Below are 15287 nucleotides of genomic sequence, written 5' to 3' on the forward strand. Positions count from 1 at the left end.
CCCCCTTCAAGTGACGGCGAGCGCGCCGTTGTTGATGGTGACGGTAGGGCCGACCAGCGTTATCGAGGCGCCCTTGCCGTTGCTGATGTAGATGCCGCTGTCGTTCACCACGATCATTGCCTTGCTGGCGCTCTGCAGCGAGACGCCGCCCGTCGCCGGCGTGGGCGGCGCATCGCTGATGACGAGCGCGTTCTGGCCCAGCGACTGGAACACGATGTTGGGAGCCGCGGGGATGCCCAACCTGGCGACCGGTGGAATGTCCGACGGCCCGCCCCAGCGGCACCCCGCCCAGATCGGGTAGTTCGGATCGCCTTGCTCGAACTCGGCCCAGATGCCCGCGCCGATCGGCGGGATCAGGTGCGCGCCCATCGGCGGTCCGGTCGGTCCCGCCAAGGGCGTGCAGGCCTCCGCCCAGGTCGATGGTATGGGGCCATAGACGTCGGGCACCAGCATCTGCAGCCGCCCGCGCTGCATCGGGTCGACGTTGTTGTAGACCGTCGCGCGATACTTGCCGAGGAACCGGCCGCCAGGTGTGGAGGTGGTCACTCGACGTCTCTCCCGTGGCGCATCTGGATGTTCTCGCGGTTCGTGTTGGGCATGGCGAACTCGAACATCAGGTTCGCGGGATCGAGGGCGAGCTGCCAGTTGTCGCCGATCGCCTTTTCCTGGATGTGGTCGAGGCTCACGGTGGTCTCTGCGCGCTTGATGCCGCCTTCCACGTCCTGCAGCCGCGCGGCGCCGCGCTTACCCTCGGCAAAGCCCATGCCGGAATCGTCGAAGATCGCCCGCGCGGCCTTGCCTTCGGGAGTGTTGGCCGTGATCCGCCGCCAGAATGCGTTGCGGGTGGCGTCGTAGAGCTTCTTGTAGTTCGTCGGCGACAGCGCCTCGCTCGATACCGCCATGGCGCGCGATTCGTTCCAGATCTTCTCCAGGAGGGGGAAGTCGGCGATGCGCTTGCCGATGATGGCCCTGACCCTCGCCACGGCCTGCCGCGCCGTCTCGCCCGGGCGGGTCGGCACGGGTGCGTCGCGGCCTTCGGGCTGGGCGTCCATGTCGACGCGGCGCTGTTGCTTTTGCGGGACGCGACGACCGTCGATCGTGTAGCCGCTGGCCGCAGTGCCTTTCACCGCCGGAGCTTCCGCGGCGTCGACGATGCGATCGATCCGGTTCGATTCCCGCCGAGCGCTGTCCTGGGCCTTCCATTCCTCGCGCGACATGCCCCGGTCGGGGTTCGTGGGCCGCTCACCGCCCCACTCCGGTCCCCGCCGTGCATTGGCGGCCGCGTTGTTGCGCACCACCTCCAGCTCACGGACCAACGCCGCTGCCTCGGTCTTCGCCTCTTCGGGATGCGAAATCCGCTTGTCCTGGATCGCCTTGGCTCGCGCCTTCATCTCCGGACGCGCATCCAGTTCGCGGGCGAACTCCACCTCGATGATCGGACACGGGGCCGGACTGCAGCGGGCGACGCCCTTTCGGGTGACGACCAGTTCGTGGTTGCCCGGCAGATCTTCAAGGGCCAGCGCCTCGCCGGGATTGACGGCGCGTTCGGGAGGGGGCGCCTTGCCCTGAGCAGCAGGCTTGGCTGTCGCCACGGTCTTGGCTGGCGCCGCAGGCTTGGTCGCCGCCGCAGGCTTGCCCTTGGCCGCGCCCGGGGCGGGCTGTGTCGCGGGCTTGCCGCCGCCGGGGGGCAGGGGCTCGACGGCCGGGTTCCGGGGCGCCTGCGAGGCATAGCCCACCGTCGCCTCGAACAGCGCGCCGAAGGCGAACTGCGCGCCCAGTTCGCTGAGCAGCTCGTCCCAGGTCATCGGCTTGCCGGCTCCGCGAGCGCGATCGAACACCATGCGCGCCGCGCCTTGGAACGCGTTGGTCCCGCCCGACATCGCCACCTTGACGCCGTAGCGGATCGCCTCGCGCGCCATCGGAGCCGCGACCTTGCTGGAGATCGCGTTGCTCGCGTACTCGCTGAGCGGGCCGGCGAACTTGAGCAGGATCAGCTGAAAGGCCGCGTCAAAGGCGAGCCCCGCCCAATCGATCTTGTCCTTCAGGCCGTAGTGAACGAGCGTCGCCTGGCTGCCTGCCTCCAAGCCGACATTCAGCCCGACAGTCGCGGCGCCCACGCCGAACTGCGCGAGCTTGGACGCACCTGCGGTCGCGCCGGGCGCAAAGACGGTCGCGGCGTCGACGACGGTGCGGCCAACGCTGAACAGCAAATGCATGTCGGTCGCGTCGCTCAGCTTGAGCATGTCTGCGCCGGTCACGCAGATGATCTTGCCGCCGTCGTCGTAGACCTTCACCTTAACGACATCATCGGGTTTCAGGTGAACGCCGCCCAGGAAGGTCGACATCGGCAAGGTCTTCACTTCCTTGCGGAACATGCCGGTGGCGTAGACGCCGTTGAGCGGCTGCTTGACCACGATCTCGTCGCCCTTGCGCTGCGCCATGATCGGGGCGACGTCGAGCCGCCACAGCCCCTTCGGCATGCGCAGGGGAAAGACCATGCCCTTGGTCTCGCCGCGCTGGCACTTGGCGAGCTTCTCCTGCACCGTCTCGGGCGGAGGCGCCGCAGCGGGCGCGGCGGGGGGCGAGTCGGCAGGCGGCTCGGGCGTGCCGTTCTCGCGTGCGAGCTGGCGGCGATAGGCGTTGTCCTTGGAAGTCTGGATCGCGTCGTGCGTCGCCTTGGTGTTCAGCGCCACGGCCGAGTTCGGGCCCACCCCGGCGGCGTTGACGGCGCCGTTGTGCAGGTACCAGATCAGCTCGCGCCCGCCCTGGTGAACCAGGTAGCGGAAGAAGTGCCCCATGTCCAAAGGGCTGAGCCCGTTGGCGAGCCGCGCCGCGACTTCCCAGCGCTTGGCGTCGGCAGCGTCCATCGCCCCATCCAGCAACGAACCCTCGCCATCGCGCCGGACCATCGTGGCGGCGCCGTCCTGCAGGGTATGCGCCAGCTCGTGCGCCAGCAGCCGGCGGCCCTCGGCGCTATGCGGGGCGAAGCGGCCCCGCCCGAAGGCGAGGTGCTGTCCGGCGGCATAAGCGCGTGCGCCGATCGCATGCGTGGAGTGCGACGCCTCGGCGTCGTCGTGGATGCGCACCCCTCCGAAATCGACCCGGCGCGGCGGGGCGCCTGTCGGAGCCCGGAGCGCGTGATCGGCAAGGCGGTCCGCCGCCCATTCTTCCGGTGCGCGCGAAGACCCGAGACGAAGCGAGCCGCCACCGCCAGGGCCCGCATGGGCCGGAACGGCGCCCAGCGCATGGCCGAAGCCGTGCTCCATCCGTGCCCTGGTGGCAGGATCGAGGGGGCGGCCTGGACGGGACAGCGTCGCCGCGACGGAGGAGGGCAGCGCTCCGGCGAAGTCTCCACCGCCCGAGCGCCGCACGATCCCGGTGCCGCAGCAAGGCTTCGCGGTCTGCTCGGCCTCGCAGGCGGGGCAGGGAGCGGCCTTCGGCTTCTCGGCGGCGTGGGCCGTCATGGCATCACCACCGGCGTGTTGGAGATCAGCCCATCTCGCGAAATGCGGAACTGCTGCTTGAACTCGCCCGGCTTGATCGCGTGCGTGACGCTGTCGACGTAGTAGAACCCGTCGTAGGTCACGCCGGCGCCGCGCACGCCGACGAGCATGCGCGGGCTGAGGATCGCGCCGTATGCCGCCACGTCCAGGCTGCCCTGGCCGCTCACCGCGTCAGCGCTCTGCATCATGATGCCGAGCGCGCGCTTGGCCGCCTCGGCCGGCCCGAGCCTTGCAGTGTCCTCGGCGAAGGTGACCCGTGAAGGAGCGGTCGGGCGTGCGCCCAGCGGCGGGTGCAGGGGGTTCATGTCGGGCACCACGATCGGCACCGGGATCTTGCGCGTCGCCGGATCGTAGACGAGCATCACCGTGGTCTTCTTGGCCAACCCGTCCAGGCTGAACGAGAGCGATTCCACGTTGGTCTCGGCATCCATGTCGACGCTCAGGGCGGGCTGCGGGATCGGCAGGCGATAATCCGGGCCGAAATAGCCGAAGCTCTGGCCAGGGACCGCGCCCGGCTCGATGAAGAAGACATAACCGCTCTGCGCCGCCAGTTCCTTGAGGTAGGCGCGATCGGTGCCGTTCTGACAGTCGAACCGCTCGGTCGGCGTGTCCGCGTTGATCACCGGCGGCGGCACGACCGCGGGCACGATCCCGAACATCGCATAGCGGGCCAGGATCGCGGCGACGCGCGCGGCGTCGGGCATCGCGGGATAGGGGAAGCGCAACTCCAGCACATCCATCAGCACGCTCAGGTCCTCGCCCGTCAGCGTGAGCGTGGATTCGCCCGGATGCTGGCCGGGCTGGATCTCCTGGCGGGTGACGATGCCGTCGATCAGCACCTTGGGCAGGCCCTTGAAGACGACCGCGACGACGACGCGGGTCACCATCGGATCGAAGAAGCCAGCGGGCAGCATCGCCAGTTGCAGCGGAGAGGTATTGCCCAGCGCCAGCTTGAGCTGGAACCCGCCGCGATCGCGGCCGCTGGTCACCTCAACCGCAAGCAGCGCCTCCATGACCGGCTGCGCTGCCGGCATCGGCAGTGGGGCGGGGCCGATCAGCAGGACGAGCTGTGCTGCGTCAAACACCGCCGCCTCCGGGCATCCCGAGTGGCATCGGGATCGCCAGCCGCCGGCCGAGCGGCTGGAGCAGGTCAGGCGGGTTCATCGCCGCATTGGCGTCGGCAATCCGCCACCACAGCTCCGGATCGCTGATCTCGGCAGCGGAGATGGCATCGAGGCGGTCGCCGTCTGCAATGGCCCGGCGCTTGACCACGGTGAAGCCGGCGGGGTCGGGCAGCAGGCGCCGCTCCAGATACCGCACCTCGCGCCCGTCGGGCAGCGTCAGGGTGAGCAGCGGGCAGTCGGCGTAGCGGCTGTTGGCGGGAAAGCGATAGGCGTCTAGCGGGCTGGCGATCACAGCGAGACTCCCAGGTTGCCGAGATCGTTGGCGATGTTGGTCACCGCCAACACTTCCTTCACCGCCTGATGCGCCAGGAACAGCGCCCGGCCAGGTGAGGTCAGCGGCTGGTCGTAGTAGCTGAGTACTTCGAGCGTCAGGTCGACCTTGGCGCGGATCGGGTTGAGCAGCGTGTCGTAGGCATCCTCGGTGATCGACAGAGCGGTGACACGCACCGGCAGCACTCGGGTCGGCCCCCACACGAACAGCACCATGGGGCCGGTCGCGGGCAGGATCTCGATCACGCCGGCGACTGACAGCACGGTGTTGGCGATCACCGTCGCGAGCTTGGGATAGAGCATCATTTCCAGCGCGGCGAGCGTCGGCCCGATGCCCATCAGCCCCGCCTGCGGATCGCCTTCCTCCATGGCGTCGGTGGCGTCGATCTCGACCGCGAGCGTGATCGTCTCCTTGGGCGGTCCGGACAGGCGATAGGCCTCGCCCTTGTCGCCGGGCTGGCCGCCCGCGGTCCGCGGCTCAAGCCGGCGGGTCATGGTGTCGGGATTGTACTGGAACACCACCACACTCGCGAGCGGGTTCATCGGATCGAGCCCGACCAGCGCGCCCTTGATCAGGCGCGGCGCGAAAGGCACGCTGCTCATGGTCCGACCGGTCCCGGAGCGGCGGGTGTCGCGGCCGGCGCTGCCTTGGCCGCGCGCTCGCGCTCCAGCAGTGCCTTGTAAGCCTCCAGCGTCATCTTCTCGCCGGTGCCGCGGATGACTGCTTCGTAGCGGGCGCTGTAGACGCCTTCCTGCTTGCCGTGGAGGTGGCGCGTGCGGCGGATGATCGTGTCCCCGCGCGAGCTGCGGAAGATGCGTTGCTCGAAATCGAGCGCGCGCAGCTTCGGATCGCCCAGGTAATCGCGCAGCAGATCGCGCTCGGCCGTGAGCGCTTTCTCGTGGCCGCTGTTGTAATCCTTGTCGAGTTCGTCGCCGCCCATCCGCTCGGCATAGCGCCTGGTGGCATTGCGCTCGGTCAGGTAGTGGATCAAACGGCCCTGCAGAGCGGCGTCGTCGGTGGCGAGGACGTCGTCGATATCAACGTAGCCCGCAATGAAGCTGTCGCCGGTTACCTTGATGTCGTAGGGGCTGTGGCGGTCGTTGCGCATCAGCCCGTGGCGGTTGGTCATGCGCAGCGGCAGCACGGTCGAGGACCGGATGAAGTCTCTGATCCGCTTGTCGAACTCGGTCATCGTGCCGTAGGGATTCTCGGTGCACTGCAGCGCGCCGTCCGTGTCGATGGAGAAGATCAGGGCGGTGGAGATCGCATTGAGCCGCTCGATCAGCTCGGGCACCCGGCCCATGCCGGAGTGCTCGCCCTTGCCGACATCGCGGATCTCGACGCGGCGCTGCACCGATTGCGCGGCACCCGGCTGCGGCCCCGCGGTCCGCCCCGACGCGATTGCCGAGGCCGCCGCGTGGGCCGCCGCTTCGTGCGCCGGCGCGGGTCTGCCGCCCCCGCTCCGCTGCTGGACGACATGCGCCAGCTCGTGGCTCAGCAGTGCGCGACCCGAAGTGTCCGACAAGTCGCGATGCGCCGCCGAAAGCACGATGTCGTTGCCACGCGTGTAGGCCTGCGCGCCGAGTGCCCGGGCAGCGCTGTCCGCGCGTGCGTCGGCATGGATGCGCACGGCCGACAGATCGGTGCCGAACGCGGTCTCCATGGCCGATCGGGTCACTGGATCGAGCGCGCGTCCGGCGCCCAGGCCGGAGCGGGCCCGCGTATCGAGCGGCACCGGCGCCGATGCGCTCTCGCGACGCGCCAAGGCGAGGCGACTGCTCATGACGCGCCTCGCCGCGTGGCAGCGCGTAACCGGCCAGATGGCGGAGGTACGATCGCATGAACCGCCTCGCCGAGCCGTGCACCGAGCGTCTCGCCGCCGCTCGGCAGCGGGACGCTCAGGCGTTCCAGCGCGCCCCCGCTCGTGGGCAGCGCCCCTGCGGCGAACCGCGCCGAGAGCTCGGCTTGCAATTGTGCCTGTAGCACTCGCATATCGACCGGGCCGGCATGATCGAGCACGAGGTGGCGGATCTCGAGGTTCAGCCTCATGCTGCGCTCCCGCCACGCGTGAAGGTGCCGCGCGCGCCTGCCAGCGCCAGGACGCGGAACTCGGCTTCGTTGATCGGGCGGTCGAGCTTGCGGAACTCCCGGCGTGCCGCGTCCAGCAGCAGGGGCATCGTCACCGGGCTTCCCGCCTCCGCCGCGGCGAACGCCGCCGCGAGCGCCACCGCGTGGATCTCGCCGCCGCTGAGATCGAGCCTGGCCAGCCGCGCGAAATCAAGATCCTGCACCGGTGTCCGCGCGGGGAGGGCGCCGGCCCAGATGCGCTCGCGCTCGGCGGGGGCGGGGTAGGGGAAGTTGACGATGAAGCGCAGCCGGCGGGTGAACGCCGGGTCCAGCGCGGAGCGCATGTTGGTGGTCAGAATGGCGACGCCCGAGTAGGCCTCAAGCCTCTGCAGCAGATAGTCGATCTCGATATTGGCGTAGCGGTCGTGGCTGTCCTTCACGTCGCTGCGCTTGCCGAACAGCGCGTCGGCCTCGTCGAACAGCATCACCGCGCCGGCGCTTTCCGCGCCATCGAAGATGCGCGCCAGGTGCTTTTCCGTCTCGCCGATGTACTTGCTCACCACCATGGCAAGGTCGATCCGCAGCAGGTCGAGTGAGAGTGCGTCGGCGATCACCTCGGCCGCCATCGTCTTGCCGGTGCCGCTCGGTCCGGCGAACAGCGCGGAGATGCCGAGGCCCCGGTTGAGCCGCCCGGCATAGCCCCAATCCTCGTAGACGGTGTCGCGCTGGCGCACTTGCGCGATCAGGGCGTCGATCTGCGCCATCTCCGCGTCCGGCAGGATCAGGTCCTCGCGCGTGGCGGTGCTTTCGACCCGACGGGCCAGGCCTGAGGACTGCAGGCGCGCCCGCTCTCGCGCGGCGTGCCAGATCGCCGTCTCGCCTTCCCCGTCCGTCTCGGCACACAAGGCGGCAATCTCGGGAGCACCGAGCTGGAAATTGCCGGCAAGCTTGCGGGCAAGCGCCGCGTTGCCGTGTCCGAGTGCGCCCTCCCACGCCTGCCGACGCTCCGCGACGGATGGAACCGGGACGGTCAGGCTTGGAACGGCAGCGCCGTCCAGCGCCATCGCATCGCGCCCTGACAGCACCAGGAACCCGCCAGTCTGCCGCGCGAAGCGACGCAGCGGCGCATCATCGGAGGCGTCGTCCGCCTCCGCCAGCAAGCCGACGGGCGCCAGCAGCGTCTCGCGGTGCCAGAGCCGAGCCAGCGCGGCGAGTGCGGCGGCATCGTTCGGCAACGCCTCGGCATTCAGCCGGTATAGCCCCAGTCCCGCCACCTCCGCCGCCGCCGCCGCCACGCGCCGCCGGCCGGCGCGATCGGGACCGTCGATCCGGGCAAGACCGGAGGCAAGCGCGGTGGGGGCCAGCCGCTCCGCCAGCGTCCGTTGCGATGGGGGAAGCGCCGCGAGCGGCTCTGGCGCGACGGGGGCAAGGAAGGGGGCGACGCGCTCGTCGAGATGGAACAGGCCCTTGGCGAAACTGACCACGCGCTCGTCGGCCACGATCGGGGCGGAAACCCGCGCGATCGTGCCCTCCTCCGCCCCCGGACGCACCAGTTGCCAGAAGCGCAGCGGCCGCTCCGGCGACATCGCGCTCCACTCCGGCGCGTCGAATAGCGTCATCGCCAATGCGAAGCTCGGGAGGCGCTCGGGTTGCGCGAACAGCGCCGGCTCCAGTTCGCGCATTATGGCAAGCAGCAGCGTGTCCTGCTCGAACGGCGTCAGGCCCAGATTGCCGGCGAGCGCCACGAGGGCGGGGGGATCATCGCCGGTCGCGGCGGCCGCCAGGGCGTCGGCCGCCTCCCGCTCGGCAACCTCGCGCTGCGCTTCGTCAGTCAGGATCTCCGGAGGTGGCAGGGCCGGCAAGGCGGTGGGGGCGGGATTGTTGGGGCGGTCGAACAAGTGCCCGAAGGCGAACCCGCCTCCCCGTGCCGGTGCTGCCGGGGCGACTACCGGCAGCACAGCTGGGGCGGCAGGGGCAAGGCGCAGTTCCATGCGCCTACGGATCCAGGTGATCGCGGCCACAAGGTAGGCGTGGTTGCGCTGCTCCCACTCACTGCCGGGATGGAGCGCGGCCACGGTCATGCCACATGAACCCGTTGCGCGTCATCGAAGGCGAAGCTGCCGGTAGCGACATCGAAGACGACAGGTTGGCTGGTGACGCCATCGACTGTCAGGTAGGCAATTGCGCCATTGCTCGCCTGCGGTCCCGGCACCGCGAACGTCAGCGTGTCGGTCTGCGCGGCGTGCGCATCGGCGGCGATCTCGAGGCCGCCCAGGCGCAGGCTGGCGATCTGTCCCGGCCGCACCTGCGGCGTGCAGGTGACCGTCAGCGTGTTCGTTCCCGCGGCGGGCAAGGGATCGGGCGAGAGCGCGGTGATGCGCGGCGCCAGCAGGAATGGCATGACGTCCGAGCTCTGCTCGCCGGTTCCTCGCGTCGCGACCAGCCGCAGTCCGGCAGGACCGGCAGCCAGCGCGGCCGCGGCGGCGGCATCGTCGGGCATGTGCAACGTGGCGGTACCATCGGCGTCGCTCGACAAGAGGTAGGTCGCGCCCGAGCCCGCCTTGCCGGCGATCTCGACGCGCAAGGCATCGGCGGCGAAGCGGCGGCCGGCGATCCGGGCGACCTGGCCCGTGGCCAGGCTGGCGAGCGACGGCAGTGCGGGCAAGCGGTCCTCGGTCCCTGCCAGCCCGAACCACAAGGCGTCGATCTGCGGCGGAAGCGAGGCGACCGCCTGCGGTCCGCGATCGTCGGCACCGCGCTTCAGCACCGGCGCGGCGGGCTGGGCCTCCTCCAGCGCGTCGATCTGAACGACTTCGGCAAGCCACGCGCTCGACAGTACATAGGGCGTCTGGACCATCACCGACCAGAGCCTGGAGACGTCATCCAGCGACAGCGCGATGGGTGAGAATTTCACGCGCGCCGGTCCCGTCGCCAAGTCTGATCCCGCGAGGGCGGCATGTCCCGCCACGGCGTCCGCGATGTCGCCGGCCAGCAGCAGCGGCGTGGCGTGCAGGTCGCGCATCACCGCGCCCAGCATGCGATCGGGTTCGAAGGCGGCGTCGTCGCCATAGAAGCTGAAGAGGTAGCTGAGCGATACCGGCGCGCTCGGGCGCCGGGTCAGCACGCCTCCGGCATTGCGCTGCGGCAAGTCCTCGTTGCGCATGGCCCCGAACAACGACGCGTTGTAGAGGTAGACGTTGGCCTGCCGCGGCTGGTTGGTCGCGGCGGCGATCGGCCGTCCGAAGCGCAGGCCCGTGCCGGGCACCGCACTCTTGGCGGCGGCATGGACGATGTTGCCCAGCGCTGCGGTGACGGTCGCGATGGCCAGGTGGTTGCTCACCCGCGCGACCGCGAATTCAAGTACGCATCGAGACTGAGCGGCGCGCCGCCCACGCGCTCGGACCGCTTCGGTGCCGGGCGCGTGGGCTGCTGCGGCGCGCGCACCTCGAGCCGATGGATAATGACGTTGACCTCGGGTGCGGGCGAGGGTTGCGGCGCAGGGGCCGCGATGGCTTTCGGTTGCGGTAGCGCACCGCGCACGGGACGCTCGTCGCCGGGCGCGGTGCTCCGGGATGGGAGTGCAGGCGTTGCCGCGAGCTCGCTGGGCGCTGAGGCGGGGCCCTCCAGTGCATGAGAAGGCTGCGGAGATGCTGCGAGGTTTCGCGGGCGAGAGGGCGCGTCCGGTCGCTCCGCCGTGCCGCGCCGTTCCGGTCGCGTTAGCGGCGGCATCGCGAGCAGGCCTTCCGAGCGGGACAGGGCCAGGCCATGCGGGTGCTCCGAGGTCGGCCCGCCCAAGGCACGGTCTGTTGCCGGCTCTTCCTGGCGTTCTCCCGCTACTTTTCGCGGCCGGAGCGTCGGCGCTTCCTCTTCCGAGATGGCTCTCGATGCTGAGCGCGGCGCTCGCGCGACCATGGGCGCGGGCACCTCGATGTGCGGGTGCATCGCTGCCGGTATCTCAACCGGGCGAGAGGCAGGCGCCTTCCCTTCCGCGGTTTCAGCAGGCGACGGGACCGGGCCGCAAGCCGCTGGTTGCTGCTCCGCGCGCGCCGGTCGTTCCACGCCTGATCCGCGCATCGGCGCGTCTTCCAGCTCCGGGCCGCGCTCCGGCTCGGATGGCAGGTTGGCGAAGCGCGATGCCGGACGCGGCCGCAAGGCGGGGCGCTGGCTGAAGGCCCGTGCGGCAAGGCGCCCAAGGAAGTCGCTCATGCCATCATCCCCGACGCGACCGCCGCGCGCTCGATATAAGCCGCGCGCCGGGAGGCGGGCAGGGCGAGGATCGCCTGCTCGCTCCAGCCGTAGGCACGTGCGAGCATGTGCACTTCGTCCAGCGTTCCCTCCGCCCAGCGGTCGACTTCCTCCCAAAGGTACATCGCGATGTCGAAAGGCACGGTCGCCGCCGCGCCGCACGCCGGACATCGCAGGTCGAGCAGTACCTCGGCCTGGGGGTCCGATTGCGCCAAGGCGGTCGCGATGGCGCCGACGGCCTCCGGCTCCGGGCCATCGGCATCCGGCAGCAGCGTGCTCAGCAGCCTGGCGCGCGCATCGTCCATGTCGCGCATCCGCTCCAGCCCGAGCAAGTCACGGCTGGTCGGCACGCGGGCTGTCCACGGCCGGCCCTGGGCGGTCACCTCGACACTGGCGCCGATTGGCGCTGACGGAACGGCGATCTGGCTCGCCTCGAAATCGATCTCGATCGGCTCGCCGCAGCTCTCGCAAGCGCACAGGCACTCGATCCGCTCGCCGAACCAGGCCCGTCGCAAGGCGATCAGCCGCGCGTCGCGCAAGCCGATGGGCCAGTCGAGCGCGTCGCAATCGTCCTCGCCGCACAGGCGCGCGAGCAGGACCGCGCGCGTGGTCGCCGAGTGGCCATGGCCGGCATCGCGCGCCGCCAGGATCGCGCCCGGATCGAAGGTCGGTGCGAAGTGCATCGCCGCTTATACCGAGTCGGTGTAGGACGGCTCGGTGGGCTCGGTCACTTGGTCGTCGCGCTCCCAGCCTTCGATCTCCAGCTTGAGGTGCTGGATCAGGACGGCATTGGCATTGGCGTCGAGGTCGGCGATCGCCTGGAATTCGGACACCCAGGCGCGGAACACCTTGTACGCGATCGCAAGCTGACCCGCCTCGTTATAGACCTCGATGATGAGATCCTTGCGGAAGTCCTTGAGCGAGACTTCGCTGCCGAGGCCGGAGCCGAAGTTCCAGACCTTGTTGGCCCATTGCTCGAAATCCTTGTCGTGCGTGACGCCGCGCTCCAGCGTGATGGCCTCGTACTCGGTTCGGCCGGGAGACTTGCGGCTGGAGCTGGGATCGCCGCCCTCGCGGTGCTTCACGACTTCGGTGGTGCGCTTGAGGGCGCCAACCTTGCTGATGCCCGCGACGTAGCGGTTGTCCCACTTCACCCGGAACTTGAAGTTCTTGTATGGATCGAAGCGCGATGCGTTGACGGTGAACTGGGCCATGGCGTCCTCCCCCTCAGACTTCGGCCTGCGCGGTGATCTGCTGCAGGCGGATCACGACAAACTCGGCTGGCTTGAGCGGAGCGAAGCCGACCAGGATGTTGACGATACCCAGATCGATGTCTGCCTGCGGCGTGGTCTCCGCATCGCACTTGACGAAATAGGCGTCACGGGCCGAGGAACCCTGGAAGGCGCCCTGGCGAAACAAGCGCTGCATGAAGGCGCCGACGTTGAGCCGCACTTGCGCCCAGAGCGACTCGTCATTGGGCTCGAACACCACCCACTGCGTGCCGCGATAGAGGCTCTCCTCGATGAACAGCGCGGTGCGCCGGACCGGAATGTACTTCCATTCGGAGGTCAGTCGGTCGTCGCCGGCGCGGGTGCGCGCACCCCACGCGATCCGTCCCGCCGCAGGGAAGCTGCGCAGGCAATTGATGCCGAGCTGGTTGAGGCGCCCGTTCTCGAGGTCGGTCAAGGACACGCTCAGCGCCGGGGCGCCGATCAGCCGCGCCTCGATCCCGGCCGGCGCCTTCCAGACGCCGCGCTCGGCATCGCTGCGGGCATAGAGCCCGGCAATCGCGCCGGCGGGGGCGAAAATCTCCACCTGGCCGTCGCGCAAGGGGTTGGGCTGGAGCAGGCGCGGGAAGTAGATCGCGGCGTTCTTCGACACGTCGCCCACCGCATCGACGATGCCGTCCGAGGCGGCCTTGACGCTGGCCCAGGTCGAAGGCGGGTCGATCAGCAGGATCGCGCGGCGTCGCTCACAATAGGCGACGGCGGCGGAGAGTACGTCGGCGGCGACGTCGTTGCCCTCGTCCAGCGCATAAGGCGGGATCACCAGGATGTTGAACAGGTCCGCCTTTTCCAGCGCGTAAAGACCCTTCTTGGCGTCCGCGCCTCCTGGAGGCACGATCTGCGCCCCGCTGACGGCTTTGCCATCGTTCGACTGCGCGTCATCGGCCACCTTGGTCGACGTCGCGTCTTCCCAGCCGGTCTTCCCGCTCGGAATGGCGGCGTGAGCCGTGGGCCGCGCCGAGGGCAGGGCGCCTTCGAGCCGCACCAGGTTGGAGCCGCCCCCCAGCACCTTGTCGACCCGGCGCGCATATTCGGGCTTGAACGAGACATTGCGGAATACCTCGACGGCGCCTGTCGCATCGTCGCGCACCGACAGGTTGAACAGGTCGTCCGGGTTGTCGCCCTTGACGTCATGGTCGATGCGCACCCGCAGTTTGTTGCCCCAGGCGCCTGGCGAGGCGGCGCGTAGCGCCAAGCCATTCGCACTCAACGCAGCGGCCGGCGTGGTGGTCGCCGCGACGATTTCTTCAGCCGCAGCTTCCGCCGCCTTGGCCACGGCATCGGCATCGGCTGCTCCCGCGACCGCACTCGTCGCCGCTGCCGCCACCACGTCGCCGGCAATCTTCTGCTTGCCGGTGAGCGTCGCGGCCTTGTCCGTCGCGGCGGTGGCGACGGCTTGCGGGTTCGCGGCACCGGCCACCGCATCGCGCGCTGCCTTGGCTACCGCGTCAGCGCCTTCCTTGACCGGATCGATGTCCTGCGCGCCCGCGGCGAAGACCCGCACCACCAGTGCCTGGCTCCCCCCATTGAGAAAGAAGTCTCGAATGGCGAAGCTCAGCGGCGAGCCGAGCCACAAACCGCCGAAGGTACGATCAAATTCGGCCTGGCTGTTCACGAACACCGGCTCGTCCAAGGGCCCGCGCAATGTCCGGCCGATGAACGCTGCGATGGAAGTGGCGACGCCGGTGATGGCATGCGCCCCGCTTGCTACTTCTTCGACGTAGACGCCGGGATAGCTCAAAGTGGCAGGCATAACCCTCTCCCCCTCATCAGACAGCCGCCGGTGTTTTACTGCAGCTGCCAAGTACCGAGCCGAAGACAGGCACCAGACGCTGTCTTAGGCATTTGCGGAATCATACGTCCACTTGCGACCGAGTGTATGAGGCGATGCTCGCTCTTCCGTCTCAAAGCGAAAGCATTTCATCGTTTTACAAAGTATCAGTCGCGCACTGAGAGCATCGAAAAGCACAATGTATTTAGATCGACGCCGAGTCGACCTCTGCTATTGATAGGTGCACTTGGTGACACTGACCATCTTAAGTGTCAACGAAATCGATAAGCGGTTTATTGGCGGTGAAACCATTGAGCGCGGGGAAGCCACACATCGTCGCCACTCGAACCATGGCGATGGTCATCTTTATGGTGGTCTTTACCTATCAAGTTCTTGCGATAGAACGAAGCTTCGAAAGCTTGGCGATGCGTACGACTGGCGTAAGTCGAGAAATGTAAATGTAAGGCCAAGGGATCGACGTCGCCCGTCCGAGTGTCGGTACACGGCGGTGGTCACGCGTGCCGGTGATTGCGGCGGTGTCGCTCGCCGTCACCATCGTCCGCAAGCGCTAGGCCGGCTACGTCGCAAGGCCACTTCCCAGCGCGTGCAGTGTGCTTAGCAAAACCAGAGTCGCGCCGAAAAACGGAGCGAACCTCCTAGGCGGCGTCTTTCCATCGTCCCAAGCCATTTACCCGACGTGATCGGCGCACGAGAGCGATCATTTGGTCGGGCTCTGTCAAAGCAGATGCACTTGATCGTAAGCGGCAGGGCATCGCGAGCTAGCCAGCCGCTCTCAAGACTGAAGTTCATCGTGTGGAGAGCGGTTTGCTTTGGACTGATGAGGTGGATGGCCCCTGTGTCCGGCGACGGTGAGTCGTATTGTGGGCTGTTGTCGAAGCAACCCTGACAAAGGACCATCCACCATGGTAATTACCACGATCGGCCTTGATCTGGCCAAGT

The 15287-nt window shown here is 68.7% G+C and carries 12 protein-coding genes; all 12 read right to left on the reverse strand.

Annotated features, from left to right (window positions below; translation table 11 throughout):
- Window positions 1-6: 6 nt before the first annotated feature.
- Window positions 7-546: a phage baseplate assembly protein V gene (locus GV044_RS16005; RefSeq protein WP_159872709.1), complete on the reverse strand. Its 540-nt coding sequence runs from the start codon at window positions 544-546 to the stop codon at window positions 7-9.
- Window positions 543-3464, reverse strand: a complete 2922-nt coding sequence (locus GV044_RS16010; RefSeq protein WP_159872711.1) for a DUF4157 domain-containing protein — start codon at window positions 3462-3464, stop codon at window positions 543-545. Before GV044_RS16010 ends, GV044_RS16005 begins: the two co-directional genes overlap by 4 nt.
- The gene (locus GV044_RS16015) at window positions 3461-4588 is read right to left on the reverse strand and encodes a hypothetical protein (protein ID WP_201299135.1); all 1128 of its coding nucleotides are present in this window, start codon (window positions 4586-4588) and stop codon (window positions 3461-3463) included. The genes GV044_RS16010 and GV044_RS16015 overlap by 4 nt, the downstream gene beginning before the upstream one ends.
- Entirely contained in the window at window positions 4581-4919 is a 339-nt protein-coding gene (locus tag GV044_RS16020; RefSeq protein ID WP_201299136.1) for a hypothetical protein, read from the reverse strand. The genes GV044_RS16015 and GV044_RS16020 overlap by 8 nt, the downstream gene beginning before the upstream one ends.
- On the reverse strand, window positions 4916-5560 hold the full coding sequence (locus GV044_RS16025) for a hypothetical protein (RefSeq protein ID WP_159872713.1): 645 nt from the start codon (window positions 5558-5560) through the stop codon (window positions 4916-4918). The genes GV044_RS16020 and GV044_RS16025 overlap by 4 nt, the downstream gene beginning before the upstream one ends.
- Window positions 5557-6741 (reverse strand): DUF4157 domain-containing protein, encoded by a 1185-nt coding sequence (locus tag GV044_RS16030; protein ID WP_159872715.1) that lies wholly within the window; start codon window positions 6739-6741, stop codon window positions 5557-5559. The genes GV044_RS16025 and GV044_RS16030 overlap by 4 nt, the downstream gene beginning before the upstream one ends.
- On the reverse strand, window positions 6738-7007 hold the full coding sequence (locus tag GV044_RS16035; RefSeq protein ID WP_159872717.1) for a hypothetical protein: 270 nt from the start codon (window positions 7005-7007) through the stop codon (window positions 6738-6740). Before GV044_RS16035 ends, GV044_RS16030 begins: the two co-directional genes overlap by 4 nt.
- Window positions 7004-9106 (reverse strand): ATP-binding protein, encoded by a 2103-nt coding sequence (locus GV044_RS16040; protein ID WP_159872719.1) that lies wholly within the window; start codon window positions 9104-9106, stop codon window positions 7004-7006. Before GV044_RS16040 ends, GV044_RS16035 begins: the two co-directional genes overlap by 4 nt.
- Window positions 9103-10365, reverse strand: a complete 1263-nt coding sequence (locus tag GV044_RS16045; RefSeq protein WP_159872721.1) for a DUF4255 domain-containing protein — start codon at window positions 10363-10365, stop codon at window positions 9103-9105. Before GV044_RS16045 ends, GV044_RS16040 begins: the two co-directional genes overlap by 4 nt.
- Before the next feature lie 862 nt (window positions 10366-11227).
- A complete protein-coding gene (locus tag GV044_RS16050) occupies window positions 11228-11953 on the reverse strand; it encodes a hypothetical protein (protein WP_159872723.1) in 726 nt (241 codons plus the stop codon).
- A 6-nt stretch (window positions 11954-11959) separates the two neighbouring features.
- On the reverse strand, window positions 11960-12484 hold the full coding sequence (locus GV044_RS16055) for a phage tail protein (protein ID WP_159872725.1): 525 nt from the start codon (window positions 12482-12484) through the stop codon (window positions 11960-11962).
- A 13-nt stretch (window positions 12485-12497) separates the two neighbouring features.
- Entirely contained in the window at window positions 12498-14309 is a 1812-nt protein-coding gene (locus tag GV044_RS16060; RefSeq protein WP_159872727.1) for a phage tail sheath C-terminal domain-containing protein, read from the reverse strand.
- Between the last annotated feature and the right edge of the window lie 978 nt (window positions 14310-15287).

Source organism: Novosphingobium sp. 9U (assembly GCF_902506425.1).
Taxonomy (GTDB): domain Bacteria; phylum Pseudomonadota; class Alphaproteobacteria; order Sphingomonadales; family Sphingomonadaceae; genus Novosphingobium.